The following is a 21537-nucleotide window of genomic DNA, read 5'->3' on the forward strand; positions in this document are numbered from 1 at the left end:
TCGGGGGGCGCGAGGACGTACAGCGTGTACGCCTCGACTCAATTCGTGCCGCCGTCTTCCTTGCGCCGCAGCTCCTCCTCGCGGCGGCGCAGGTCCGCCTCCCAGTCCTTGAGGAGCGACTCGTCCTTTTTGTTCTCTTCCTTCAAGGACTTCAGGAACTCGGGGTTGTCGTCCGGCGCCGTCCAGGTGGTGCGCTGATTACGGTGCCACTCCGAGGGCGTCGAACCGCCCGCGGGGGCGCGGCGCGTGCGGCCCGCGACCAGCCAGGCGATCGGGCCGATGAGCACCTCGCCGAAGAGCAGGATGATGATGACCCAGACGACCTTGGGCAGGCCGCGGACCTCCTGCTCCGGGGTGTTCAGACAGTCGATGAACGCGTAGATCCACAGCGCGAGGACCAGCAGAAACGGGATGTACCTGAGCATGGTGGAGCGATCCCCCCGGGGACGGCGGCGGGGCGTGTGCGCCGCCCCGGTGACGCGCACAGGTTAGCGGGTGGCAGATACTGGACGGCATGGCTTACGACGATCTCCGCTCGCTGCTCCGCGCTCTGGAGCGCGAGGGCGACCTCAAGCGCATCAAGGCCGAAGTCGACCCTCACCTGGAGATCGGGGAGATCGTCGACCGGGTGAACAAGGCCGGCGGCCCCGCGCTCCTCTTCGAGAACGTCAAGGGCGCCTCGATGCCGCTCGCGATGAACGTCTTCGGCACGGACCGCCGTCTCCTGAAGGCGCTCGGCCTCAAGTCGTACGACGAGATCAGCGGCAAGATCGGCGGCCTGCTGCGCCCCGAACTGCCGCAGGGGTTCGTCGGGGTGCGCGAGGCCTTCGGCAAGCTGGGCACGATGGCGCACGTACCGCCGAAGAAGGTCAAGCAGGACAGCGCGCCCGTCCAGGAGGTCGTCCTCACGGGCGACGACGTCGACCTGGACCTGCTCCCCGCGCTCTTCACCTGGCCCGAGGACGGCGGCTCCTTCTTCAACCTGGGCCTCACCCATACGAAGCACCCCGAGACCGGCATCCGCAATCTCGGCCTGTACCGCCTCCAGCGCCACGACAAGCGCACCATCGGCATGCACTGGCAGATCCACAAGGACAGCCGCAACCACTACGCGGTCGCCGCCAAGCGCGGCGAACGCCTCCCGGTCGCGATCGCCTTCGGAGCCCCGCCGGCGGTCACGTACGCATCGACGGCCCCGCTCCCCGAGGACATCGACGAGTACCTCTTCGCCGGCTTCGTGCAGGGCAAGCGGGTCGAGATGGTCGACTGCAAGACGGTCCCGCTCCAGGTCCCGGCCAACGCCGAAGTGGTGATCGAAGGCTGGCTGGAGCCGGGCGAGACGCTCCCCGAGGGCCCGTTCGGCGACCACACGGGCTTCTACACCCCCCAAGAACCTTTCCCCGCGCTCACGATCGACTGCATCACGATGCGCAAGCGCCCGCTGCTCCAGTCGATCGTCGTAGGCCGCCCGCCGACCGAGGACGGCCCCCTGGGCCGGGCCACGGAGCGCTTCTTCCTCCCGCTCCTCAAGATCATCGTCCCGGACATCGTGGACTACCACCTCCCCGAGTCGGGCGGCTTCCACAACTGCGCGATCGTCTCGATCAACAAGAAGTACCCCAAGCACGCGCAGAAGGTGATGCACGCGATCTGGGGGGCACACATGATGTCCCTGACCAAGCTGATCGTGATCGTCGACGCGGACTGCGACGTCCACAACCTCCACGAGGTCTCCTGGCGGGCCCTCGGCAATACGGACTACTCCCGCGACCTCACGGTCGTCGAGGGTCCGGTCGACCACCTCGACCACGCCTCCTACCAGCAGTTCTGGGGCGGCAAGGCGGGGATCGACGCCACGAAGAAGTGGCCCGAGGAGGGCTACACGCGGGACGGCGGCTGGCCGAACATGGTCGAGTCCGACCCCACGACAGCAGCGACGGTCGACCGCCGCTGGAAGGAGTACGGACTGTGACCAGCGCTGCCGCCGCCATCCCGCAGCCGGGACGCACCAAGGCGTTCCTGCGCCTGGTGATGATCGAGCACTCGGTCTTCGCGCTGCCCTTCGCCTACACCGCCGCCCTGACCGCGATGTTCCAGAAGGACGGCAACATCCACTGGGGCCTGCTCCTCCTGGTCACCATCGCGATGGTGGGCCTGCGGACCTTCGCCATGGCGTGCAACCGCATCATCGACCGCGAGATCGACGCCCGTAACCCGCGTACGGCCAACCGCGAAATGGTCACCGGCGTCGTCTCGGTCCGTTCCGCGTGGACCGGCGCCGCGATCGCGCTGGTGATCTTCCTGGGCGCGGCCGCGGCCCTGAACCCGCTCTGCCTGGCCCTGGCCCCCATCGCGGTCGTCCCGATGGTGGTCTACCCCTACGGCAAGCGGTTCACGAACTTCCCGCAGGCCATCCTCGGCATCGCCCAGGCGATGGGCCCGATCGGCGCCTGGATCGCGATCACCGGCAGCTGGTCCTGGGACGCGGTCCTCCTGGGACTCGCCGTCGGCGTCTGGATCGGCGGCTTCGACCTGATCTACGCCTGCCAGGACGTAGAGGCGGACCGCGGCGAAGGCGTGAAGTCGGTCCCGGCCCGCTTCGGCATCCCGGCCGCGATCTACGGCGCCCGCACCTGCCACACGATCACCATGATCCTTCTCGTCTGGTACGCCCTGGCCACCGACGGCGGCTTCTTCCTCTGGCTGGGCCTGCTGATCGTCGCGGCGGCCTTCCTCTACGAGCACCAGATCGTGAAGCCCCACGACCTGTCCCGCCTGAACCGCGCGTTCTTCCAGGTCAACGGCTTCATCGGCATCGCACTCTTCGTCTGCGCCCTGCTGGACCTGCTGGTCCGCGGCCTGACGGTGTAGCCCTCAGAGAGTGGACTTCGACCTGGCCTTCGAGGGTCTTGATTCCGTGCCATGGGCAGGTGTGGGGGAGCCGGATATGCCGGATATGCCGGATATCTTGCGGTCCCTCGCTTCGCCGGACCCGGTGGATTCGGAGGCGGCGATTTTTGGCCTGTCCGATCGAGTTCTCAATCAAGGCACGGTATTCCCGGCAACGATTCCGGCGGTTCCGTTCATCGCGCGATTGGCTTGTGCCGGTGTATTCGCGCCGACTCTTCTTGGCTTGCTGGGGTATATCGCTGACGCCGACAGCGAGGTCGATATCGCTCAGGGGGCGGCGCGTCTCGCCGTCCGCCAACAGTATCCGCTGTTGGTCTCTCAATTGGCAGCGCCTGACGCCGGCGTGCGCCAATATGCCCTCTGGGCGGTGGCTAAATCCGGACCGGCCCAAGAGGTGGCAGATGCGTTGATGGCTCGGTGGTCGATCGAACAGGAACCCTCAGTTCGGGCGGACCTTCTGTACGCCGTCGCAGCAGTCTCTCCGGAATCCGCGAGGCTTCTGGCGAGTAGTTCCCTGTCCCACACGGAGCCGGACAAGGTTCGGATCGCTGCTGTAGTGGCCGGTCTCGACTCTGGTCTGCCGTGGACCGCTGAGGCAGCGAAAACCCTCACCGCCCTCCTGCCAGCCACGGACCGTAGGGGGGAGACGCCGTGGTTGCCGGATCCGCCACTTAGTGAAGTCGTACGACGCCTTGCGTCGAGAGGCGAATCGCATTTTGGCGTCGATCTCGTGATGAGGGCCCTTAACGGTCCCGCCATGCATGAGCCGAAGGCTGTGCGCGAGGCTGTTATGGCTGCAAAGGCGTTGGGTCAGATATCCCCTGAATCCCGCCGCCAGTTGCTGCTGGGCCTGGAGCCACTTCGGAGTGATCCTCAGTCCGGTGGTCGAGTACAGCGAATCATTCGTAGCTGGCGTCACCCGATGTGATGACGGGATCTCGAAGCTGCGGATACCGTGGGCAGCGGATGCTTCGCTCTCGTCCATGGGAATCATGGGAGGAACCATGACCGCCGACTCCGTCGAGCAGTACCACTGGCCGGTGCCGCCGCAGGACGGTTACACCGTGGACGACCTGTTCACGCTGCCTGACCTCCCGCCGCACACCGAGCTGATCGACGGGAGCCTGGTCTTCGTGAGTCCGCAGCGAATTTTTCACGCTGATGTGATCGATCTGCTGGTGGGCAGTCTGCGCCGGACCGTGCCGGACGGGCTGAAGGTCAAGCGTGAGATGACGGTCATCCTCGACCGCCGCAACGGCCCCGAACCTGATGTCTGCGTCGTCCGCGCCGATGCCGTGACCAGCCGCAGCCAGACCTGCTTCCAGGCTGCCGACGTCCTGCTCGCCATTGAGGTCGTCTCCCCCGAGTCCGAGGCACGCGACCGGAACACCAAGCCGGGCAAGTACGCAGCTGCGGGCATCCAGCACTTCTGGCTCGTGGAGATGGCCGGCGAGGACGACCACCCCGTCGTGCAGGTCTACGAACTTGGCCAGGCGACCCGTACGTACGCCCTGACCGGGATTCAGCACGACCGCATCAAGCTCAGCGTGCCTTACGACATCGACATCGATCTCACTGAACTCGACGCCCTCTAGCCGGCGTTGGGACACACAGTCCAGGTCTGCAGGCGTCTGAACGCGGAGGGGCTCGCACCGGTCGTCGTGCGGCCGGTGCGGGCCCCTCTTGTTCTCGTCGTGCGCGTGCGCGGGATCAGATCTTCGCGTCGCCCATCGCCATGAACATCACTGCGCTCATCAGGTCCTGCGGCTTCAGCTCCGCCGCGTTCGCCGGGGGCGTCACCGGGATGGCCTTGCCGTCGATCGCGATCGAGACCGGGAGCTTGCCCTTGGCCTTGGTGTCGAGCTGGGCCACGTCGAAGGAGACGCCGGAGAGCAGGCCGTCCTTGATCGACACGTCGATGGCGATCTTCTTGTTCGGGACGTCGGACGGCTTGAAGTCCTTGAGGCTCTTCTTGAACTGCGGGAACGGCTTCAGGCCGTTCACCAGGTCCGTGGCCGCCTTGCGTCCTTCGACGGTGACCGTGACGTGCTCGACGCCGTCCTTGGTCGGGGCGTCCTTGAACTCCGCGTTCTCGCCGAGCGCCTTCTTGACCGCTTCGATCGCCTGCTTCTGCTGCTTGGCGTCGAGGGACGAAGTGTCGGGGACGGGGAGCGGGGAGTCGTCGCCGCCCATGCCGCTCTGCTTGGCGAAGTCAGTGAAGGACTTCGGGTCGAAGGAGACCCACTTGCCCTGGAAGACGTTCTTCACGGAGCCCAGCGAGGACGGCAGCTTGTCGGCCTGCTTCAGCATGGTGTCGAGCTCCTTGGAGCTCTCGTTCTTGCTGCTCGTGTCCAGGGCCGACATCGCCTTGAGGTCCGCGCGCAGGTACATCTTGCCGTCGACCGAACGGAACTCGAAGAGGTCCGACGTGCCGTTGCTCAGCGCGAGGGCGATCGAGCCGTTGTCCTTCGTGAGGTCCTTGGCGTCCTTGAGCGGCTTGTCCGACGCGGCGCCGAACTTCACCTTCAGGCCGGCCAGCATCTGCGCGTCGGAGCGCTGGAAGTCGTCCTCGTTCTTCATGGCGGCGTAGATCTCGTCGGCGCTGCCGTCGAAGCCCAGCTCGGCGCTGAACGACTTCTGTTCGCTCAGCTTCTCGAAGGCGTTCTGTACCTTCATGCCCGCGCTGATGTTCTCGGCGGTGCCGCAGGCGGCGGACAGAGCGGTGATCAGGGCTATGCAGCCGGCGGCGGCAAGACCCCTGCGCTTCGTGTTGATGACTGGACTCCTTGGCAGACGAAAGAAATGAGACTCAGGTGAAAAGTACCTGTGAAGGTTCGGCTTAAGAAATGGTTAAAGGTGCGGCGAGGCAGTGCCCTTGGTCACTGCCGCGTGGGGTGGGGTGCGGAACGCGAACGCCGCCCCCACGCCCCCGGCCAGACCGAAGAGGTGGCCCTGCCAGCTGATCCCGGAGTCTGTCGGCAGCACGCCCCACAGGATCGATCCGTACACCGCGGCCACGATCACCCCCACCACCACGTCCAGCGGCGAGCGGTTCACGAAACCGCGCACGAGGAGATAGCCGAACAGGCCGAAGACGATGCCGGATGCGCCGATGGTCACCGAGTTCGCCGGAGATGTGAGCCAGACCCCCAGGCCGCCGATCACCGTCACCGTCAGGACGACCTTGGCGAAGCGGCGTATCCCGGAAAGGGCTGCCACGAAGCCGAGAATCAGCAGCGGCAGCGTGTTCCCCATGAGGTGGTCGAAGCCGCTGTGCAGGAACGGCGCCGAGAAAATGTCCGGCAACTCGTCGAAACGGCGCGGGGTGATCCCACCCGCGTCCAGCGCGTGGTCCGACGCCACGTCGATCACTTCGAGCAGCCACAGCAGCGCCACCCAGCCCGCCATGAGGAGGGCGGCGGCTTTCGCCCTGCCGTCCCACCGTTCGTTCAACCCGCTGTTTTCCCTCACAGGCCCCACCCCTTGTGCCGTAGAACGTACGCCGCACCGTGGTCGGTTCCCGGACAGGGGCGCCGGTTAGGCTCGGTCCCATGAACGACGGTGAGCGCGTCCCCTGGGTCGTCGGGGTCTCCGGGGCGTCCGGCACCCCCTATGCCGCTGCCGTTGTCCGCGGACTTCTCGATGCGGGCGAGGCCGTGGACCTGGTCGTCAGCCGGGCCTCGCGGCTGACGCTGCTCGACGAGACCGGGATCGGCTTCCGGGACGCGCACTGGCAGGAGGACCTGCACGCGTGGCTCGCGCGGGGCGCGGACGGGAAGCCCGGCACCTTCGACGTGGACATCGACGCGGTACGGCACTGGCCCGCCGGGGATCTTGCCGCCGGCCCGTCGTCCGGTTCGTACCCCGTCAAGGGGATGATCGTCGTGCCCGCCTCGACCGCCGCCGTCGCCGGCATCGCGCTCGGGCTCTCCAAGGACCTGCTGCAGCGGGCCGCGAGCGTCACGCTCAAGGAGCGGCGCACGCTGGTCGTCGTCGTGCGCGAGACACCGCTCAGCGGCCAGACGCTCAAGCAGATGGTCGCGCTGGACGAGGCCGGTGCCGTCGTACTGCCCGCCTCGCCCGCCTTCTACGCGGGCGCCACGCACATCCAGGACCTGGTCGACTTCGTCGCCGGCCGGGTGCTCGACGCGGCCGGCGTCGCCCACACGCTGTACCGCCGCTGGGAGGGTGAGCTCGGCGGAGGCTCCCGGAGGGGCTGACGGACGCGGGCTCCGGTTAACTTACGTAAGCGCTTTACGGGTGGACACAAGGAAGGCTTCACGTACATGGACGCGGTGGACAGGCAGCTCATCCAGGCCCTCAGAGAGAACGGCAGGGCCTCCTACGCCGAGCTCGGCCGGCTCGTCGGGCTCTCGGGCCCCAGCGTCACCGACCGCATCAACCGCCTGGAGTCGGCGGGGGTCATCACCGGCTACCGCGCCACCGTCGACGCCAAGTCGCTGGGTCTCGGGGTGACGGCCCTCATCGGGATCTCGCTCTCCGACGCCGCCGACCACGAGGACGTGGCGCACCGGCTGAAGGACCTCGCCGAGATCGAGGACTGCTGGTTCATCGCGGGCGACGACTCGTACATGCTCAAGATCCGCGCCAGTGATGTGGACGGTCTGGAGAAGACGATCCGCAGGCTGAGCGGCACGCGCGGCGTCTCGCGCACCCGTACGACCATCGTCCTCTCCACGAAGTGGGAGAACCGGGTCGGGGAGCTGCCCGAGGAGAGCTAGGCGTACCGTGGACGAGGCTTGATTACGGAGACACACAGGAGGCGGCCGACTATGGACGCGGGACTCAAGCGCGAGCTGGAGCAGAAGGTCCGGGACGGCGAGCGGCTGTCCCGCGAGGACGGCATCGCCCTCTACGAGTCCGACGACCTGGCCTGGCTCGGCGGCCTCGCCCACGAGGTGCGTACGCGCAAGAACGGCGACGTCGTCCACTTCAACGTCAACCGTCACCTCAACATGACCAACGTGTGCACCGCGTCCTGCGCGTACTGCTCGTTCCAGCGCAAGCCGGGCGAGAAGGACGCGTACACGATGCGCATCGAGGAGGCCGTCCGCCTCGCCAAGTCGATGGAGGGCGAGAACCTCACCGAGCTGCACATCGTCAACGGCCTGCACCCGACGCTCCCTTGGCGCTACTACCCGCGCTCGCTCTCCGCGCTGAAGGAAGCCCTCCCGCAGGTCTCCCTCAAGGCGTTCACCGCCACCGAGATCCACCACTTCGAGACGATCTCCGGGCTCTCCGCCTCCGAGATCCTCGACGAGCTGATCGAGGCCGGCCTCGAATCGCTCACCGGCGGCGGCGCGGAGATCTTCGACTGGGAGGTCCGCGAGCACATCGTCGACCACAACACCCACTGGGAAGACTGGTCGCGCATCCACCGCCTCGCGCACGAGAAGGGTCTCAAGACCCCGGCGACGATGCTGTACGGACACATCGAGGAGCCCCGCCACCGCGTCGACCACGTGCTGCGCCTGCGCGAACTCCAGGACGAGACCAACGGATTCCAGGTCTTCATCCCGCTGCGCTACCAGCACGACTTCGTGGACATGAAGGACGGCAAGGTCCGCAACAAGCTCCAGGCGCGGACGACGATGGCGACCGGCGCCGAGGCGCTGAAGACCTTCGCGGTCTCGCGCCTGCTCTTCGACAACGTCCCGCACGTCAAGGTCTTCTGGGTCATGCACGGCGTGCAGACCGCGCAGCTCGCGCTCCAGCACGGTGCGGACGACATGGACGGCTCGGTCGTCGAGTACAAGATCACGCACGACGCGGACAACTACGGCACGCCCAACAAGCTGACCCGTGAGGACATCCTCGAGCTGATCCGCGACGCCGGCTTCCGCCCGGTCGAGCGCAACACGCGCTACGAGATCATCCGCGAGTACGAGGGCCCGGACACGGCCCGCCGCGAGACCCCGCAGCTCATGCGGTTCTGACCGGGAAGCCCCGCCGGGAAGTTCTGCCGAGAAGCCCCAGTGCCTGTTGCGCACTGGGGCTTCTCGCGTGGTGGGGCGGGGTTGAAATGACGGCACGGTAATAGTTAATGTCTTCCCATGACCCTTACCTTCGAGCTGGACCCGTCCGTCGACCGCCCGCTGCGCGACGGCATCCTCGCGCTCTGGGCGGATGTCTCCAACGCGGGCGGGGCCGTCGGCTTCGTACCGCCGGTGACGTCCGACGAGATACGCCCGGAGCTGGTCAAGCACTTCGCCGCGATGGCCGAAGGCCGCACCCGGCTGCTGGTCGGCCGCGACGCGGAGGGGGCCGTGGCCGCCGCCGCCTTCCTCGCGTACAACACCCACCGCCTGATGGTCCACTGGATCTGGCTCTACACGGTGATGGTCCACCCCTCCCACCAGGGCAAGGGCTACGGCCGCGACCTGATGGCCGCCGCCGCCGACGCGGCCCGCACCTCCACGGGCATCGAGGCGATCCGCCTCACCTGCCGGGGCGGCACCGGTGTCGACAGCTTCTACGCGACCTGCGGATACAAGGAGTACGGGCGGGTCCCCGACGCGATCCGGGTCGCCCCGGGCGACGACCGCGACGACATCACCATGCTCCTGACCCTGTGAACTGATCAATAACAGGGCGTGCTTCACTAGTCGGGCACGTTCCGCAGTCGTACGACGTACGAAGAGAGAGGCCTCAGCCGTGTCTGCAGCCAAGCCGGGCGCCACGATCCAGTACACGATGGCGCGCGTCGGCATCTTCATGGGATGCCTCGTCCTCGTCGCCGTCCTCGTCCACTTCGGCATCGTCCCCAAGGGTCTCGGCGGCTCCGACGCCATCTGGACGATCCTGCTCGCGCTCGTCATCTCCGCGCCGCTCAGCTTCGTACTGCTGCGCAGGCAGCGTGACCAGATGTCCCAGCAGATCGTCGCCAAGGTCGACCGTACGAAGGCGAAGTTCGAGGCCAACAAGGCCCAGGAAGACGGCGTCACGCAGTAAGCGCCGCGTAAGGTACGTCACACGCCGAAGCCCCTGACCCGGGGCTTCGGCGTTTTTGCGTCTCCGGGGCGCCTGGAGCCGTCTCAGACCCCAAGACAAGCTTTGAGCTTCTCAAAGTACAAGTGTTAACGTGTTCGACATGAAGACAGCAGCTGCGCACACCCACTCCATGAGCACCGCGCTCGTGGAGCGCCTGCATGTCGATCTCTGCCGCTGCATGTCCGCGGTCTGTTGCCGCCGCGTCTGAACCCGGCCGGTCTTTCTCTTTCCCGCGTCCCCACCGGAGTGCTTACGTGTCGTCCGCGACGTCTTCTTCCCGCGTCCGAATACCCAAGGTCCCCTTCTGGGCCCAGATCCTCACCGGTCTGGTCCTCGGCGTCCTCCTCGGCTGGGTCGCCCGCAGCCAGGACATCAGCTGGCTCCACACCACGCTCGGCCAGATCGGCGACATCTTCGTCCAGCTGCTGAAGCTGGCCGTCGCCCCGCTGGTCTTCTTCGCGATCCTGGTGTCGATCACCAACCTGCGCAAGGTCAACAACGCCGCCAGGCTGGCCTCCCGCACGCTGCTCTGGTTCATGATCACGTCGCTGATCGCGGTCTCCATCGGCCTCGCGATCGGCCTGATCACCAACCCGGGCGCCGGCACAGGCCTCACCCCCAAGGACGGCAAGCTCCCCGAGCACGCCGGCTCCTGGATCGACTTCCTCACCGGCATCATCCCCACCGACATCATCACGCCGTTCACCGAACTGAACGTGCTGCAGATCGTCTTCATGGCCGCCGTCGCCGGTATCGCCGCGCTCCAGCTCGGCGAAAAGGCACAGCCGATCCTCACGCTCTCCGAGTCGATCCTGGAGCTGCTGCAGAAGGCCCTGTGGTGGGTCATCCGCCTCGCCCCGCTCGGCACGCTCGGCCTCATCGGCTTCGCCATCGCGGACTACGGCTGGGACCTCATCGGCAAGTACGCGACCTTCACGGCCGACGTCTACATCGGCTGCGCCCTGGTGATGTTCGGCGTCTACCCGCTGCTGCTCGCCACGGTCGCCAAGGTCAACCCGCTGCAGTTCTACAAGGGCGCCTGGCCCGCGATCCAGCTCGCCTTCGTCTCGCGCTCCTCGGTCGGCACGATGCCGGTCACCCAGAAGGTCACCGAGCGCCTCGGCGTCCCGAAGGAGTACGCCTCCTTCGCCGTCCCGTTCGGCGCGACGACCAAGATGGACGGCTGCGCCGCGATCTACCCGGCGCTCGCCGCGATCTTCATCGCGCAGATCTTCGACGTACAGCTCTCGATCGGCGACTACCTGCTGATCGCCTTCGTCTCGGTGATCGGCTCGGCCGCCACGGCCGGCCTGACGGGCGCGACGGTCATGCTGACGCTGACCCTCTCGACGCTGGGTCTGCCGCTGGAGGGCGTGGGTCTGCTGATGGCGATCGACCCGGTCCTGGACATGATGAGGACGGCAACGAATGTTGCAGGTCAGAGCCTCGTACCCGTGATCGTCTCCGCCCGCGAGAAGATCCTCGACCACGATGCGTACAACTCCGCGTCGTCGTCGCCGATCGAGTCCTACGACGCCGCGGTCGAGGACAAGGCTCCGGTCGCGGTCGCTGCCTGACGCTCCTCACCTCGCACCACGCGTGCCCCACACCGAAGTTCAGGTGTGGGGCACGCGTGCGTGTACGACCCGGCGCGATCCGCGCGGGCATCCTGAGGCCTCCGCTCGGACGTGAGGGGAGCCCGCACTCACTCGAAGGCGTCCGTTGCTCATTCCTTCCGTGCCTGGCGTCGGAGCTCGACCCTGGCGGTTCGTGCGCTGGGGATGGTTGCCCAGTACGGGTGGGTGATGAGCTGTGCGGTCAGGCGCTGGAGGCGGCGGCGCAGCAGGGTGGGCGCTGTGGGCCGGGGCGCGGCGAGTTCCTCGTAGGTGCTGTGGATGTGGCGCTGGAGGGTGACGAGGTCCTCGGGGAAGGTGTGAGGGGACATGACTCAAGTAGATCAGGTGTTCGAATAGCTCCGCACGTTCCGCCGCGCCCTGGTGGCCGGGTCTCTGTGTCAGTTAGCGCGCCTGCATGGTCGACCAGCCCGCGGCCGGTCCTCACCTCGCATCGGGCGATGAGTTTGCGGGCCCGGAACGGTCCACCCCAGTAATGAACGGATCAGACGGTTCACCGCGAAGGCGACGGAAGGTCGCCACCAGGAGGATGGCACAGTGACCGAACATCTGGGCAAGGTGACCTGCGACCTGTCGATCTCCGTCGACGGGTACTCGGCTGGGCTCAACCAGGCCGAGCATCGCCCGTTCGGCGACGACGCCGGCGATGGCTGGGGCGACAGGCTGCACGCCTGGATGTTCGAAACCCCGGAGCAGCGGCAGGCCGCGCTCGACCAGCTGACGGTGGTCGGCGCCTTCATCATGGGGCGCAACATGTTCGGCCCCGTACGCGGCGCATGGGATCGGCAGTGGAAGGGATGGTGGGGCGACAATCCCCCCTATCATGCACCGGTGTTCGTGCTCACCCACCACCCGCGCGACCCGCAACCGATGGACGGCGGCACCACGTTCCACTTCGTCACCGACGGCATTGAATCCGCGCTGCGACAGGCTCGCGAGGCGGCAGGGGACCGCAACGTGTCGATCCACGGGGGCGCGACCACCATCAACCAGTACCTCGCCGCAGGCTTGATCGACGAGCTGCGGCTGCACATCGTGCCGTTCACGCTCGGCGCCGGCACGCGGCTGTTCGACGGCGTGCCGTCACTGAATCTTGAACAGGTGGAGTCGCGAGCAGCGAACTCGGTGACACACGTGACCTATCGCGTGCTGCCCTGAGCGAAGGGCGCGCGTGCTTCAGCGCGTGCGTGTGTGCCGTCTGCGTGACGACGACGTTCCTTTACGCCTCCGAGCGGCGGTGGCAGGATGCGCGGCATGGTGATCATCGCGCACATGAGCGACACCCATTTCGACGGCGGCGAACGCGCGTTGGCCCGCGTCCGGCGATCTGGCCGACCACGGCGACATCAAGGAATACGAGCAGGCGAAGGCCGAGCTGGTGGCCGACGTTCCCGTACTGATGCTGCCCGGCAACCATGACGATCGGGCCGCCTATCGAGAGGTGTTGCTCAACAGTTCCGGATCGGCGCCCATCAATCAGCTGAAGCGTGTCGGCGGTTTGCTGTTCGCGCTCTGTGACTCCACCGTTCCCGGGGAGCATTACGGTCTGCTCGCGCCGGAGACTCTCGACTGGCTGGAAGAGGTTCTCGCCGACGCCGAGGAGCCGGTCTTCGTCGGCCTCCACCATCATCCGATTCGGCTGAACAATCCGCTCCTGGACGGCATTCGACTCCGTAACCCCGACGATCTGGCCGCCGTGCTCCGGGGGGCGTCCACGGTGCGGGCCGTTTTCTGTGGGCACGCGCATGCCGCCGCTGCGGGGACGTTCGCCGGACTGCCCTTGATCGCGGCGCCGGGCATCTTCTCCACCACCCGCCTGCCGTGGACGACGACCGATCAGTTGGCGTGGGCCAACACTTTCGACCGCGATGACGTACCCGGCGTGGTCTTTCACGTCGTGGAGAACGGCGAACTGACCAGTCATTTTCGCAGCATCGCCGAGTGACGGCATCGGGGCGGGTGTACGGAGGACTCAGACCCGGCGGCCCGTCGTGGAGGCGAAGCCCAGCCAGGTGTGACGGTTGCCCGCCCAGCACCAGCCGACCTTGGGGGCGTTCTTGCGCTCGCGGCCGTCGCGTCCCGTGCCGTTGCTGATCCAGATCGCCGGGGTCCGGGCGTCCAGGGATCCGTTGGCCTTGCGCAGGCGGGAGCCGATGGTCATGAAGCAGTGGTTGCGCTCCAGGTACGCCGGCTCCTGGAGCACCCAGTGGATGCCCTCGGTGAGCACGAACGGGGTGCGTGCCCGTTCGGTGAGGGCGGGCATCGCCTCGTCCGGGCTCCAGTTGGCCATGTCGTCCCCGCGGTCGGGGCCGGTGACGAGGTAGAGGGGCGCATCGGGCAGCGCCACCGTGTCGAGCGGGGAGAAGTGGTCCACGTCGGGCATGTCGACGACGACGAAGCCCGCCTTGTCGTCGCGGCGCAGCAGCGGTGCGAGAGCGGAGGCCGGGGCTTGGTCCGGGTGTACGGCGAGCAGGGCGCCGGCGCCTGCCCCGGTGCGTTCGGCGGCCACCGCGTAGGAGCGGATCTCGGCGGCGGACAGCCCGGCGATCTCGTGCACGCCCAGCTCGATCAGGCGTTCGGCCTGCACGCTCAGTGCGGGAAGTACCGGGAGGGTGGTGGAGGTGGTGGGCGTGGTCTCGGACACGATGCTCCCGGGGATGGCGGCGTGGACGGTCCCAGGCTGAACGAGGCGGCCCGCCGGAGCGTTCCCGTGACTGCTGCCCGCAGATGTTGCGCAGGGCCACCGGTGGGGCAGGAACCGCCGTATGACACTGAGCCGTCGCTCCCTCATACGTTCCACCGCAGCCGTCGCCGCCACCGCTCTGGTGACCGGTGGCGGGGTCACCACCGCGAGGGCCGCCGCCGCTGCCTCCGGCAGTGCGATCCCCGCCGACTGGATGGGTGCGCTGCCCGATGCGCTGTCGCTCACCCGCATGACGATCCCCGGCACCCATGACTCGGGCTGCACCGATCCCGCCAACGGCACCGAGTGGTCGCACACCCAGAACTGGGGCATCGCCCAGCAACTCCAGCGCGGCGTACGGTTCCTGGACATCCGCGCCAATGGCCTCCAGGACCACATCGACGACACGTTCGGGATCTACCACGGCGCGTACTACCAGGGCATCACCTTCGACGGGGTGCTCGAACAGTGCCGTGACTTCCTGCGGCAGCATCCGGGCGAGACCATTCTGATGCGGCTGAAGAAGGAGAACGGCACCAACAACGATGTCGGCGCGCGCTTCAAGGACGTCCTGAACGGCTATCTCGACACCAAGGGGTGGCGGCCGTGGTTCCATCTCGCCGACAGGGTGCCCTCGCTGGGTGAGGCGCGAGGGAAGATCGTTCTCATCGCGCAGTTCGACAACGCCCTGCCGATCCTGCAGTGGCCCGGCGGCGACAACGACTTCCTGAGCAATCAGTGGTTCTCGCTGCAGGACATCTACCAGGGGCTGTCCTGGCCGTCCAAGAAGACCGCGAAGGTCACCCAGCAGTTCGACAACGCGACCCGGGACCAGGACTCGGCGCTGATGTACATCAACTTCACCAGTTACGCGGGCGGCGGCTGGCCCAAGGTCAACGCGGACGCGATCATGCCCGGGGTGCAGAGCTATCTGGGCGGCAGGCTGTCGGACCGTACGCACCTGGGCGTCGTCCCCATGGACTTCCCGGACTTCCACGCGGAGACCCTGACCACGCTCATCGACTGGAACTGGCACTGACGAGCCGCTTTCCGTGCCCCCGTACCCTTACCGAGGAGTAGGCGGGCGGAAGGGACTGTCACGTGAGCACAGCCAAGGGCAAGCGGATGCCGCGGGCCGTACGGGAGCAGCAGATGATGGACGCTGCCGTACGGACCTTCGGGCAGCGCGGGTACCGGGCCGCCTCGATGGACGAGATCGCCGAGCTGGCAGGGGTCTCGAAGCCGCTGGTGTATCTGTACCTGAACTCGAAGGAAGAGCTGTTCACCGCGTGCATCCGCAGGGAAGCGCAGGCGCTCGTCGCCGCGGTGCAGGCGGGTGTCGAGGTGGGGGCCGCCGCGGACCGGCAGCTGTCGTCGGGGCTCGGTGCGTTCTTCGCTCATACGGCGTCGAACCCGGACGGGTGGGCGGTGCTGCACCAGCAGGCCCGTACGCACGGGGAGCCCTTCGCGGCCGAGGTCGCGGCGATGCGGGACGAGATCGTGGCGTTCGTGACGGGGCTCATCGGGGCGGCCGCCCGGGAGACCCACGGCGATTCGGATCTGCTGCAGCGGGATGTGGCGGGGCTCGCGCAGGCGCTGGTGGGCGCGGCGGAGTCTCTCGCGGCGTGGGCGAACGACGCGGAGGGGGTCTCCGCGAAGGAGGCTGCCGCGACGCTGATGAACTTCGCGTGGGCGGGGCTGGGGAACCTTATGAGGGGGGAGCGGTGGGTGCCGTCCTCCCGGTGAGGTGGAGGCGGGTGCCGTCTGCGCTCAGCAGTTGGAAGGCGTCGCCCTCGGCTGCGTAGGCGAGCGTCGAGGGGAGCAGGGCGGGGGCCCTGAACTCGGCCTGTACGTAGGCGGGTTGGGCGTCCTTCCCGGATTCCGCCAGGCACCTCGCGAAGGTCCACATGCCGTGGGCGATCGCTCGGGGGAAGCCGAAGAGGCGGGCCGTGAGGGGGTGGAGGTGGATGGGGTTGCGGTCGCCGGAGGCGGCGGCGTAGCGGCGGCCCAGGGCGGCGGGGAGCTGCCAGGTGGTGGTGGCGGGGAGGGGCTCGGGGGGCGCGGGCCGGGCTGCCGTCGTGGCGGTGGTGGTGCGGTGGCGGGCCAGGTAGGTGCTGCGGGACTCCCAGACGAGGTCGCCTGAGCGGCGGGCCTCGGTGACCATGGTGGCTTCCGTGCCCCGGCGGTGGGGCTTCAACTGGGCTGCGTAGACCGTGAGTTCGAGCTCGTCGGTGGGGTGGATGGGACGGTGGGGCTCGATCTCGATGCCGGTGTGTACGAGGCCGAGGAGGGGGAGCGGGAAGCCGCGTGACGCCATGAGCTGCATGGCGAGGGGGAACGCGAGGACGTGGGGGTACGGGAGGGGGAGCGGGTCGGTGCCGGTGAAGGCGCAGACCGCTGCGTAGGTGGCGAGGCGGGTGGGGTCGGGGGTGGTCGTCAACGTCAGCCGGGTGGCTGGGAGTTGACTCTCTGAGTTGTAGCGGCGGCGGAGAGGGGAGACGAGGGCCGCGCGGAGGAGCGTGACGGGGAGGGGGTGCGGCATCGGGGGCTCCTGGGGGTTGGTTGTGCGGGTGGGTGGGTGGGTGGGCGCGTGCGGGTGGGGGCGCCTGCGGCGGGCTTCACCCCGCCCCGCCCCTTCCCGAACCGGGGCTGCGCGCTGGACTTCGTTCGCATCCGCACTGTCCATGCGAGGTGGGGTGAAGCCCCGTTACGCCCCCAGCAGGCTCTGGCCGCACACCCGCACCACCTGCCCTGTCACCCCGCCCGACCCCGGGCTCGCGAGCCACGCCGTCGTCTCCGCCACGTCCACCGGAAGCCCGCCCTGCGCAAGGGAGTTCATCCGCCGGCCCGCCTCCCGGATGAACAGCGGGACCGCCGCCGTCATCTTCGTCTCGATGAAGCCGGGGGCCACCGCGTTCACCGTGATGCCCCGGTCGGCGACCTGCGGCGCCAGCGCCCGGACCAGGCCGATGATCCCCGCCTTGCTCGCCGCGTAGTTCGTCTGGCCGGCGTTGCCCGCGATCCCGGCGATCGACGCCGTCGCGACGATGCGCGCGCCCTCGCGGAGGGTGCCGGACTTGAGGAGGGCGTCCGTCGTCGTGACGACGCTGTCCAGGTTGACGTCGATCACCGAGGACCAGCGCTCGCCCGGCATGTTCGCCAGCTTCCGGTCGCGTGTGATCCCCGCGTTGTGGATCAGGATGTCCAGGCCGCCGTGACCGAGGGCCTGGGTGATGCGGTCCGCCGCGTCCGGCGCCGTGATGTCGAGCGGCAGCGCGGTCGCGCCCAGCCGTACGGCCGTACGCGTCAACTCCTCCTCGGACTGCGGGATGTCGAGGACGTAGACCTCGGCTCCGTCCCGTACGAGCGTCTCGGCGACCGCCGCTCCGATGCCCCGCGCCGACCCGGTGACCAGCGCCGTACGGCCCGCGAGCGGGCGGTCCCAGGACCCGGGCGCGGTCACTTCGGCGTCCTTGATCTCGATGACCTGGCCGCTGACGTACGCCGACTTGGGCGAGAGCAGGAAGCGCAGGGTCGATTCCGCGGCCGGCGCCGAACCGAGCCGCACCAGCTGCGCCGTGCTGCCGCGCCCCAGCTCCTTGCCCAGCGAGCGCACGAAACCCTCCAGCGCCTGCTGGGCCGCCGCCTGGTGGTGGTCGTCCGCGGAGAGCGGTGCGCCCAGTACGACGATGCGGCCGCAGTCCGCCACCGAGCGGACCACCGGGTGCAGCGCCGCGTGCACCGCGGCCAGCCCGGCCGGCGTCTCGACGCCCGTCGCGTCGACCACCACGGCCGCGGGACGGGCCGACTCCGCCGTCACCGGCAGGCCCGTGCGGGACAGTACGTCCGCGAGACCCGGGAGCGGCTCCGTCGCCGTCAGGTGGAGCAGATCGCCTTCCAGCGCGGGGTGTTCGGGGGTCCATCGCCGCAGTTCAGCGGGGGCGGGAAGGCCCAGTCGCTTGGTCAGGAAACGGCCGGGTGCTGTGCCTGTGAAGTGCAGATAGCGATCGGCCATTGTCCGGACTCCCTGAGTGGTCGTAGATTTACTCCGGAGTAAGGTTACTCAAGGGTCAGGAGCTGGTCGAGATGATCCCCCTCAAAGTCGCCGTCATCGGCGGCAATCGCATTCCCTTCGCGCGCTCCGACGGCCCCTATGCCACCGCGTCCAACCAGGAGATGCTCACCGCCGCCCTGGACGGGCTCGTCGAGCGGTACGGGCTCGGCGGAGAGCAGCTCGGGGAGTTCGTGGCGGGTGCCGTGCTCAAGCACAGCCGCGACTTCAATCTGGCGCGTGAGGTCGTCCTGGGGTCGGGGCTCGACCCGCGTACGCCCGCCTACGACGTCCAGCAGGCCTGCGGGACCGGGCTGCAGGCCGTCATCGCAGCCGCCAACAAGATCGCCGTGGGCGCGATCGACTGCGCGGTCGCCGGTGGCGCCGACACCACGAGCGATGCGCCCCTCGGCGTGAACGACCGGCTCCGCCGCATCCTCCTGGAGGCGCGCCGCGCCCGGTCCGCCGGGGCCCGGGTGAAGGCCCTCGCCAAGATCCGGCCCTCGCATCTCGTCCCGGACATTCCTCGCAACTCCGAGCCCCGCACCGGGCTTTCGATGGGCGAGCACGCGGCGGTCACGGCCCGCGAGTGGGGTGTACGGCGCGAGGACCAGGACGCTCTCGCCGCCGCGAGCCACCAGCGGCTGGCCGCTGCGTACGAGCGTGGATTCCTCGACGATCTCCTCACCCCTTACCGGGGGCTCGACCGCGACCAGAATCTGCGGCCCGGATCCACCGTGGAGAAACTCGCCACGCTCAAGCCGGTGTTCGGGACCGACCACCCGGCGGACGCGACCATGACCGCAGGGAACTCCACCCCGCTGACCGACGGCGCGGCGACCGTGCTGCTCGCGAGCGAGGAGTGGGCGCGCGAGCGCGGGCTCGCGCCGCTCGCGTATCTGACCGTGTACGAGACCGCCGCTGTGGACTATGTGGGCGGTGGGGAGGGGCTGTTGATGGCTCCCGCGTACGCCGTCCCGCGCATGCTGGAGCGCGCCGGGCTGACAATCGACGACTTCGACCTCTTCGAGATCCACGAGGCCTTCGCCTCCCAGGTCCTCGCCACCCTGGCCTCCTGGGAGAAGCAGGGTCTCGCCCCCGTCGACCGGGCGAAGCTCAACGTCGCCGGGTCATCCCTCGCCACCGGCCACCCCTTCGCGGCGACCGGCGCCCGCATCGTCGCGACCCTCGCCAAGCTTCTCTCGGAGCGGGACGCTCCCGGGCGAGGCCTCATCTCCGTCTGCGCCGCGGGCGGTCAGGGAGTCACGGCGATTCTCGAACGGCCCTGACCGGCCTTCCCGTTCCGCCCCGCACGCCCCCACCAGAGGAGCCGCACGTGACCACGTCTCTTTCCCAGGTCCAGCCGCGGATGCGGACCGTAGCCGGTGTCGTACGGGAAGTCTCCGTGCCCGCGCTCGTGAAGCCCGTCGCCCACGGCTCGCTCGCCGAGATTCCGTACGACAATGCCCGCGAGGCCCCCGGCGAGGCCGTCCTCAGCCGGAAGCAGGCGGACGGGAGCTGGCGTGACGTCACCGCCAGGGACTTCGCGGCGGAGGTCCAGGCGGTGGCCAAGGGGCTGATCGCGGAGGGGCTGCGGCCCGGCGAGCGCATCGCGATCATGGCCCGTACGACCTACGAGTGGACGCTCCTCGACTTCGCCGCCTGGGCGGCGGGTCTGGTCACCGTCCCCATCTACCCGACCTCGTCCGCCTTCCAGGCCCGCTGGATCCTGCAGGACTCGGGCGCGGTGGCCTGTGCGGTGGAGAACAAGGAGCAGGCGCGGGTCATCAGTGCCGAGCGGCGTCAGATACCGGGGCTCGCGCATCTGTGGGAGTTCGACACGGGCGCGGTGAGCGTGCTGAAGCAGGCGGGGCGCCATGTCCCCGACGAGGAGGTGGCCGCGCGGCGGGCCGCGCTCGCGCCGTCGTCCGTGGCCACCCTCATCTACACCTCGGGGACGACGGGCCGGCCCAAGGGGTGCGTCCTGACCCACGCCAACTTCTTTGCCGAGGTGGACAATTCGATCGAGCTGCTGCACCCGGTCTTCAAGTCGGTGAGCAAGGAGCCGGCGTCCACGCTGCTCTTCCTGCCGCTGTCGCACGTCTTCGGGCGGATGGTCGCGATCGGGTGCCTGCGGGCGCGGGTACGGCTCGGGCATGCGCCGAGCATCCAGACGGAGGATCTGCTGGCGGATCTGGCGGGGTTCAGGCCGACGTTCCTGCTGGCCATTCCGTATGTGCTGGAGAAGGTCTACAACACCGGGCGGGCGACCGCCGAGAAGATGGGCCGGGCCTCGTCGTTCGACCGTGCGGCGCGGATCGCGCAGCGGTACGGGGAGGCGGTCGAGGCGCGCGAGCACGGGACGGGGGGCGGCCCCGGATTCTGGCTGCGGGTCGGCCGTGCGCTCTACGACCCGCTGGTCTACCGGCGGATCAGGGCGGCGCTCGGCGGCAAGGTCAAGTACGCGATCTGCGGCGGATCCCCGCTCGGCCACCGGCTCGCTGCGTTCTACGCGGGCGCCGGCATCGAGATCTTCGAAGGGTACGGACTGACGGAGACGACGGCGGCCGCGACCGTCACCCCGCCGCTCAAACCCCGTCTGGGGACGGTGGGCTGGCCGCTCCCCGGCACGGCGGTGCGGATCGCGGACGACGGGGAGGTGCTGCTGAGCGGCGGGCAGGTCTTCGGCGGGTACTGGGCGCCCGAGCTGGGCCAGGCGGTGCCGGCGTCGGGTGACGAATGGTTCGCGACGGGGGACGTCGGCGAGCTCGACGCGGACGGATACCTCACGATCACCGGGCGCAAGAAGGACATCATCATCACCTCCGGCGGGAAGAACGTGGCGCCCGCGCCGCTGGAGGACTGGCTGCGGGCGCATCCGCTGGTCGGGCAGTGCATGGTCGTCGGCGACAACCGCTCCTTCATCACCGCGCTGATCACGCTGGAGCCGGACGGGCTCGCGCACTGGCGGCGGATGCGCCGGAAGACCGAGGTGCCGATGCGTGAACTGGTGCGGGACGAGGAGCTGTTGGCGGCGTTGCAGCGTGCGGTGGACGAGGCGAACCGCCTGGTGTCGCGGCCGGAGTCGATCCGTAAGTTCACTGTTCTGCCGGTGGACTTCACGGAGGAGAGCGGGCATCTGACGCCGTCGCTGAAGCTGAAGCGGGCGGCGATCGCGAAGGACTTCGCGGCGGAGATCGAGGCGCTGTACGGGCGGTGAGCGGTGAGCGGTGAGCGGTCAGCCGGTC

Annotated in this window: 23 protein-coding genes; 16 read left to right on the forward strand and 7 right to left on the reverse strand. The window is 68.5% G+C overall.

Annotation, left to right across the window (positions count from 1 at the left end):
* Positions 1-38: 38 nt before the first annotated feature.
* Entirely contained in the window at positions 39-425 is a 387-nt protein-coding gene (locus AB0H78_RS33720) for a PLD nuclease N-terminal domain-containing protein (protein WP_363238570.1), read from the reverse strand.
* An 89-nt stretch (positions 426-514) separates the two neighbouring features.
* On the opposite strand from AB0H78_RS33720, the gene AB0H78_RS33725 reads away from it, so the two are divergent.
* The 4 genes from AB0H78_RS33725 (at position 515) to AB0H78_RS33740 (ending at position 4505) form a co-directional block, all read left to right on the forward strand.
* Positions 515-1972 carry a menaquinone biosynthesis decarboxylase gene (locus AB0H78_RS33725; RefSeq protein ID WP_363238571.1) on the forward strand — a complete coding sequence of 486 codons (1458 nt, stop codon included), beginning with the start codon at positions 515-517 and terminating at the stop codon, positions 1970-1972.
* Entirely contained in the window at positions 1969-2871 is a 903-nt protein-coding gene (gene mqnP, locus AB0H78_RS33730; RefSeq protein ID WP_363238572.1) for a menaquinone biosynthesis prenyltransferase MqnP, read from the forward strand. Before AB0H78_RS33725 ends, mqnP begins: the two co-directional genes overlap by 4 nt.
* A 10-nt stretch (positions 2872-2881) precedes the next feature.
* Positions 2882-3838: a hypothetical protein gene (locus AB0H78_RS33735; protein WP_363238573.1), complete on the forward strand. Its 957-nt coding sequence runs from the start codon at positions 2882-2884 to the stop codon at positions 3836-3838.
* Positions 3839-3914: 76 nt separating this feature from the next.
* A complete protein-coding gene (locus tag AB0H78_RS33740; RefSeq protein ID WP_363238574.1) occupies positions 3915-4505 on the forward strand; it encodes a Uma2 family endonuclease in 591 nt (196 codons plus the stop codon).
* 115 nt (positions 4506-4620) lie between these two features.
* Here the strand turns inward: AB0H78_RS33740 and AB0H78_RS33745 are convergent, their stop codons facing one another.
* Positions 4621-5586, reverse strand: coding sequence for a hypothetical protein (locus tag AB0H78_RS33745; RefSeq protein ID WP_363238575.1), 966 nt, complete (start codon positions 5584-5586; stop codon positions 4621-4623).
* Positions 5587-5760: 174 nt separating this feature from the next.
* A complete protein-coding gene (locus AB0H78_RS33750) occupies positions 5761-6318 on the reverse strand; it encodes a rhomboid family intramembrane serine protease (RefSeq protein WP_363238657.1) in 558 nt (185 codons plus the stop codon).
* A 143-nt stretch (positions 6319-6461) separates the two neighbouring features.
* Between AB0H78_RS33750 and AB0H78_RS33755 the strand changes: the two genes are divergently transcribed.
* The 6 genes from AB0H78_RS33755 (at position 6462) to AB0H78_RS33780 (ending at position 11498) form a co-directional block, all read left to right on the forward strand.
* A complete protein-coding gene (locus tag AB0H78_RS33755; protein WP_363238576.1) occupies positions 6462-7130 on the forward strand; it encodes a UbiX family flavin prenyltransferase in 669 nt (222 codons plus the stop codon).
* A 66-nt stretch (positions 7131-7196) separates the two neighbouring features.
* Complete coding sequence (locus AB0H78_RS33760; RefSeq protein ID WP_363238577.1) at positions 7197-7652, forward strand: Lrp/AsnC family transcriptional regulator; 456 nt, start codon at positions 7197-7199, stop codon at positions 7650-7652.
* A gap of 51 nt (positions 7653-7703) precedes the next feature.
* The gene (gene mqnE / locus AB0H78_RS33765) at positions 7704-8867 is read left to right on the forward strand and encodes an aminofutalosine synthase MqnE (RefSeq protein ID WP_363238578.1); all 1164 of its coding nucleotides are present in this window, start codon (positions 7704-7706) and stop codon (positions 8865-8867) included.
* A gap of 117 nt (positions 8868-8984) precedes the next feature.
* The gene (locus AB0H78_RS33770; RefSeq protein ID WP_363238579.1) at positions 8985-9506 is read left to right on the forward strand and encodes a GNAT family N-acetyltransferase; all 522 of its coding nucleotides are present in this window, start codon (positions 8985-8987) and stop codon (positions 9504-9506) included.
* Positions 9507-9585: 79 nt separating this feature from the next.
* Complete coding sequence (locus tag AB0H78_RS33775; protein WP_363238580.1) at positions 9586-9882, forward strand: DUF4229 domain-containing protein; 297 nt, start codon at positions 9586-9588, stop codon at positions 9880-9882.
* 293 nt (positions 9883-10175) lie between these two features.
* Complete coding sequence (locus tag AB0H78_RS33780) at positions 10176-11498, forward strand: dicarboxylate/amino acid:cation symporter (RefSeq protein ID WP_363238581.1); 1323 nt, start codon at positions 10176-10178, stop codon at positions 11496-11498.
* A 149-nt stretch (positions 11499-11647) separates the two neighbouring features.
* Here the strand turns inward: AB0H78_RS33780 and AB0H78_RS33785 are convergent, their stop codons facing one another.
* Positions 11648-11866: a hypothetical protein gene (locus AB0H78_RS33785; RefSeq protein WP_363238582.1), complete on the reverse strand. Its 219-nt coding sequence runs from the start codon at positions 11864-11866 to the stop codon at positions 11648-11650.
* A gap of 226 nt (positions 11867-12092) precedes the next feature.
* On the opposite strand from AB0H78_RS33785, the gene AB0H78_RS33790 reads away from it, so the two are divergent.
* Positions 12093-12713 carry a dihydrofolate reductase family protein gene (locus tag AB0H78_RS33790; RefSeq protein WP_363238583.1) on the forward strand — a complete coding sequence of 207 codons (621 nt, stop codon included), beginning with the start codon at positions 12093-12095 and terminating at the stop codon, positions 12711-12713.
* 220 nt (positions 12714-12933) lie between these two features.
* A complete protein-coding gene (locus AB0H78_RS33795; protein ID WP_363238585.1) occupies positions 12934-13500 on the forward strand; it encodes a metallophosphoesterase in 567 nt (188 codons plus the stop codon).
* 27 nt (positions 13501-13527) lie between these two features.
* Here AB0H78_RS33795 and AB0H78_RS33800 read toward each other — a convergent pair whose 3' ends face one another.
* Entirely contained in the window at positions 13528-14199 is a 672-nt protein-coding gene (locus tag AB0H78_RS33800) for a DUF5701 family protein (RefSeq protein WP_363238586.1), read from the reverse strand.
* 121 nt (positions 14200-14320) lie between these two features.
* Here AB0H78_RS33800 and AB0H78_RS33805 point away from each other — a divergent pair, with 121 nt between their 5' ends.
* Positions 14321-15277: a phosphatidylinositol-specific phospholipase C gene (locus AB0H78_RS33805; protein ID WP_363238587.1), complete on the forward strand. Its 957-nt coding sequence runs from the start codon at positions 14321-14323 to the stop codon at positions 15275-15277.
* A gap of 86 nt (positions 15278-15363) precedes the next feature.
* A complete protein-coding gene (locus AB0H78_RS33810) occupies positions 15364-15984 on the forward strand; it encodes a TetR/AcrR family transcriptional regulator (RefSeq protein WP_363238658.1) in 621 nt (206 codons plus the stop codon).
* Here the strand turns inward: AB0H78_RS33810 and AB0H78_RS33815 are convergent.
* Both AB0H78_RS33815 and AB0H78_RS33820 read right to left on the reverse strand, forming a co-directional pair.
* Entirely contained in the window at positions 15947-16780 is an 834-nt protein-coding gene (locus tag AB0H78_RS33815) for a MaoC/PaaZ C-terminal domain-containing protein (protein ID WP_363238588.1), read from the reverse strand. The two genes, AB0H78_RS33810 and AB0H78_RS33815, sit on opposite strands and share 38 nt — an antisense overlap.
* Positions 16781-16945: 165 nt before the next feature.
* Positions 16946-18253, reverse strand: a complete 1308-nt coding sequence (locus AB0H78_RS33820) for a 3-oxoacyl-ACP reductase (RefSeq protein ID WP_363238589.1) — start codon at positions 18251-18253, stop codon at positions 16946-16948.
* A 71-nt stretch (positions 18254-18324) separates the two neighbouring features.
* Here AB0H78_RS33820 and AB0H78_RS33825 point away from each other — a divergent pair, with 71 nt between their 5' ends.
* Positions 18325-19578, forward strand: a complete 1254-nt coding sequence (locus tag AB0H78_RS33825; protein ID WP_363238590.1) for an acetyl-CoA C-acetyltransferase — start codon at positions 18325-18327, stop codon at positions 19576-19578.
* A gap of 80 nt (positions 19579-19658) precedes the next feature.
* Positions 19659-21509, forward strand: coding sequence for an AMP-dependent synthetase/ligase (locus AB0H78_RS33830; protein ID WP_363238659.1), 1851 nt, complete (start codon positions 19659-19661; stop codon positions 21507-21509).
* Positions 21510-21537: the final 28 nt, after the last annotated feature.

It is taken from the genome of Streptomyces sp. NPDC050738 (assembly GCF_040654175.1).
GTDB lineage: Bacteria > Actinomycetota > Actinomycetes > Streptomycetales > Streptomycetaceae > Streptomyces.

Excerpts from the sequence above, each read along its gene's own strand:
- AB0H78_RS33815 (WP_363238588.1), bottom strand. The coding sequence starts at position 16,780 with ATGCCGCACCCCCTCCCCGTCACGCTCCTCCGCGCGGCCCTCGTCTCC.
- AB0H78_RS33805 (WP_363238587.1), top strand. The coding sequence starts at position 14,321 with ATGACACTGAGCCGTCGCTCCCTCATACGTTCCACCGCAGCCGTCGCC.
- AB0H78_RS33750 (WP_363238657.1), bottom strand. The coding sequence starts at position 6,318 with ATGGCGGGCTGGGTGGCGCTGCTGTGGCTGCTCGAAGTGATCGACGTG.
- AB0H78_RS33825 (WP_363238590.1), top strand. The coding sequence starts at position 18,325 with ATGATCCCCCTCAAAGTCGCCGTCATCGGCGGCAATCGCATTCCCTTC.
- mqnE (WP_363238578.1), top strand. The coding sequence starts at position 7,704 with ATGGACGCGGGACTCAAGCGCGAGCTGGAGCAGAAGGTCCGGGACGGC.
- AB0H78_RS33820 (WP_363238589.1), bottom strand. The coding sequence starts at position 18,253 with ATGGCCGATCGCTATCTGCACTTCACAGGCACAGCACCCGGCCGTTTC.
- AB0H78_RS33830 (WP_363238659.1), top strand. The coding sequence starts at position 19,659 with ATGCGGACCGTAGCCGGTGTCGTACGGGAAGTCTCCGTGCCCGCGCTC.
- AB0H78_RS33745 (WP_363238575.1), bottom strand. The coding sequence starts at position 5,586 with ATGAAGGTACAGAACGCCTTCGAGAAGCTGAGCGAACAGAAGTCGTTC.
- AB0H78_RS33785 (WP_363238582.1), bottom strand. The coding sequence starts at position 11,866 with ATGTCCCCTCACACCTTCCCCGAGGACCTCGTCACCCTCCAGCGCCAC.
- AB0H78_RS33740 (WP_363238574.1), top strand. The coding sequence starts at position 3,915 with ATGACCGCCGACTCCGTCGAGCAGTACCACTGGCCGGTGCCGCCGCAG.
- AB0H78_RS33755 (WP_363238576.1), top strand. The coding sequence starts at position 6,462 with ATGAACGACGGTGAGCGCGTCCCCTGGGTCGTCGGGGTCTCCGGGGCG.
- AB0H78_RS33760 (WP_363238577.1), top strand. The coding sequence starts at position 7,197 with ATGGACGCGGTGGACAGGCAGCTCATCCAGGCCCTCAGAGAGAACGGC.
- AB0H78_RS33720 (WP_363238570.1), bottom strand. The coding sequence starts at position 425 with ATGCTCAGGTACATCCCGTTTCTGCTGGTCCTCGCGCTGTGGATCTAC.
- AB0H78_RS33725 (WP_363238571.1), top strand. The coding sequence starts at position 515 with ATGGCTTACGACGATCTCCGCTCGCTGCTCCGCGCTCTGGAGCGCGAG.
- AB0H78_RS33810 (WP_363238658.1), top strand. The coding sequence starts at position 15,364 with ATGCCGCGGGCCGTACGGGAGCAGCAGATGATGGACGCTGCCGTACGG.
- AB0H78_RS33770 (WP_363238579.1), top strand. The coding sequence starts at position 8,985 with ATGACCCTTACCTTCGAGCTGGACCCGTCCGTCGACCGCCCGCTGCGC.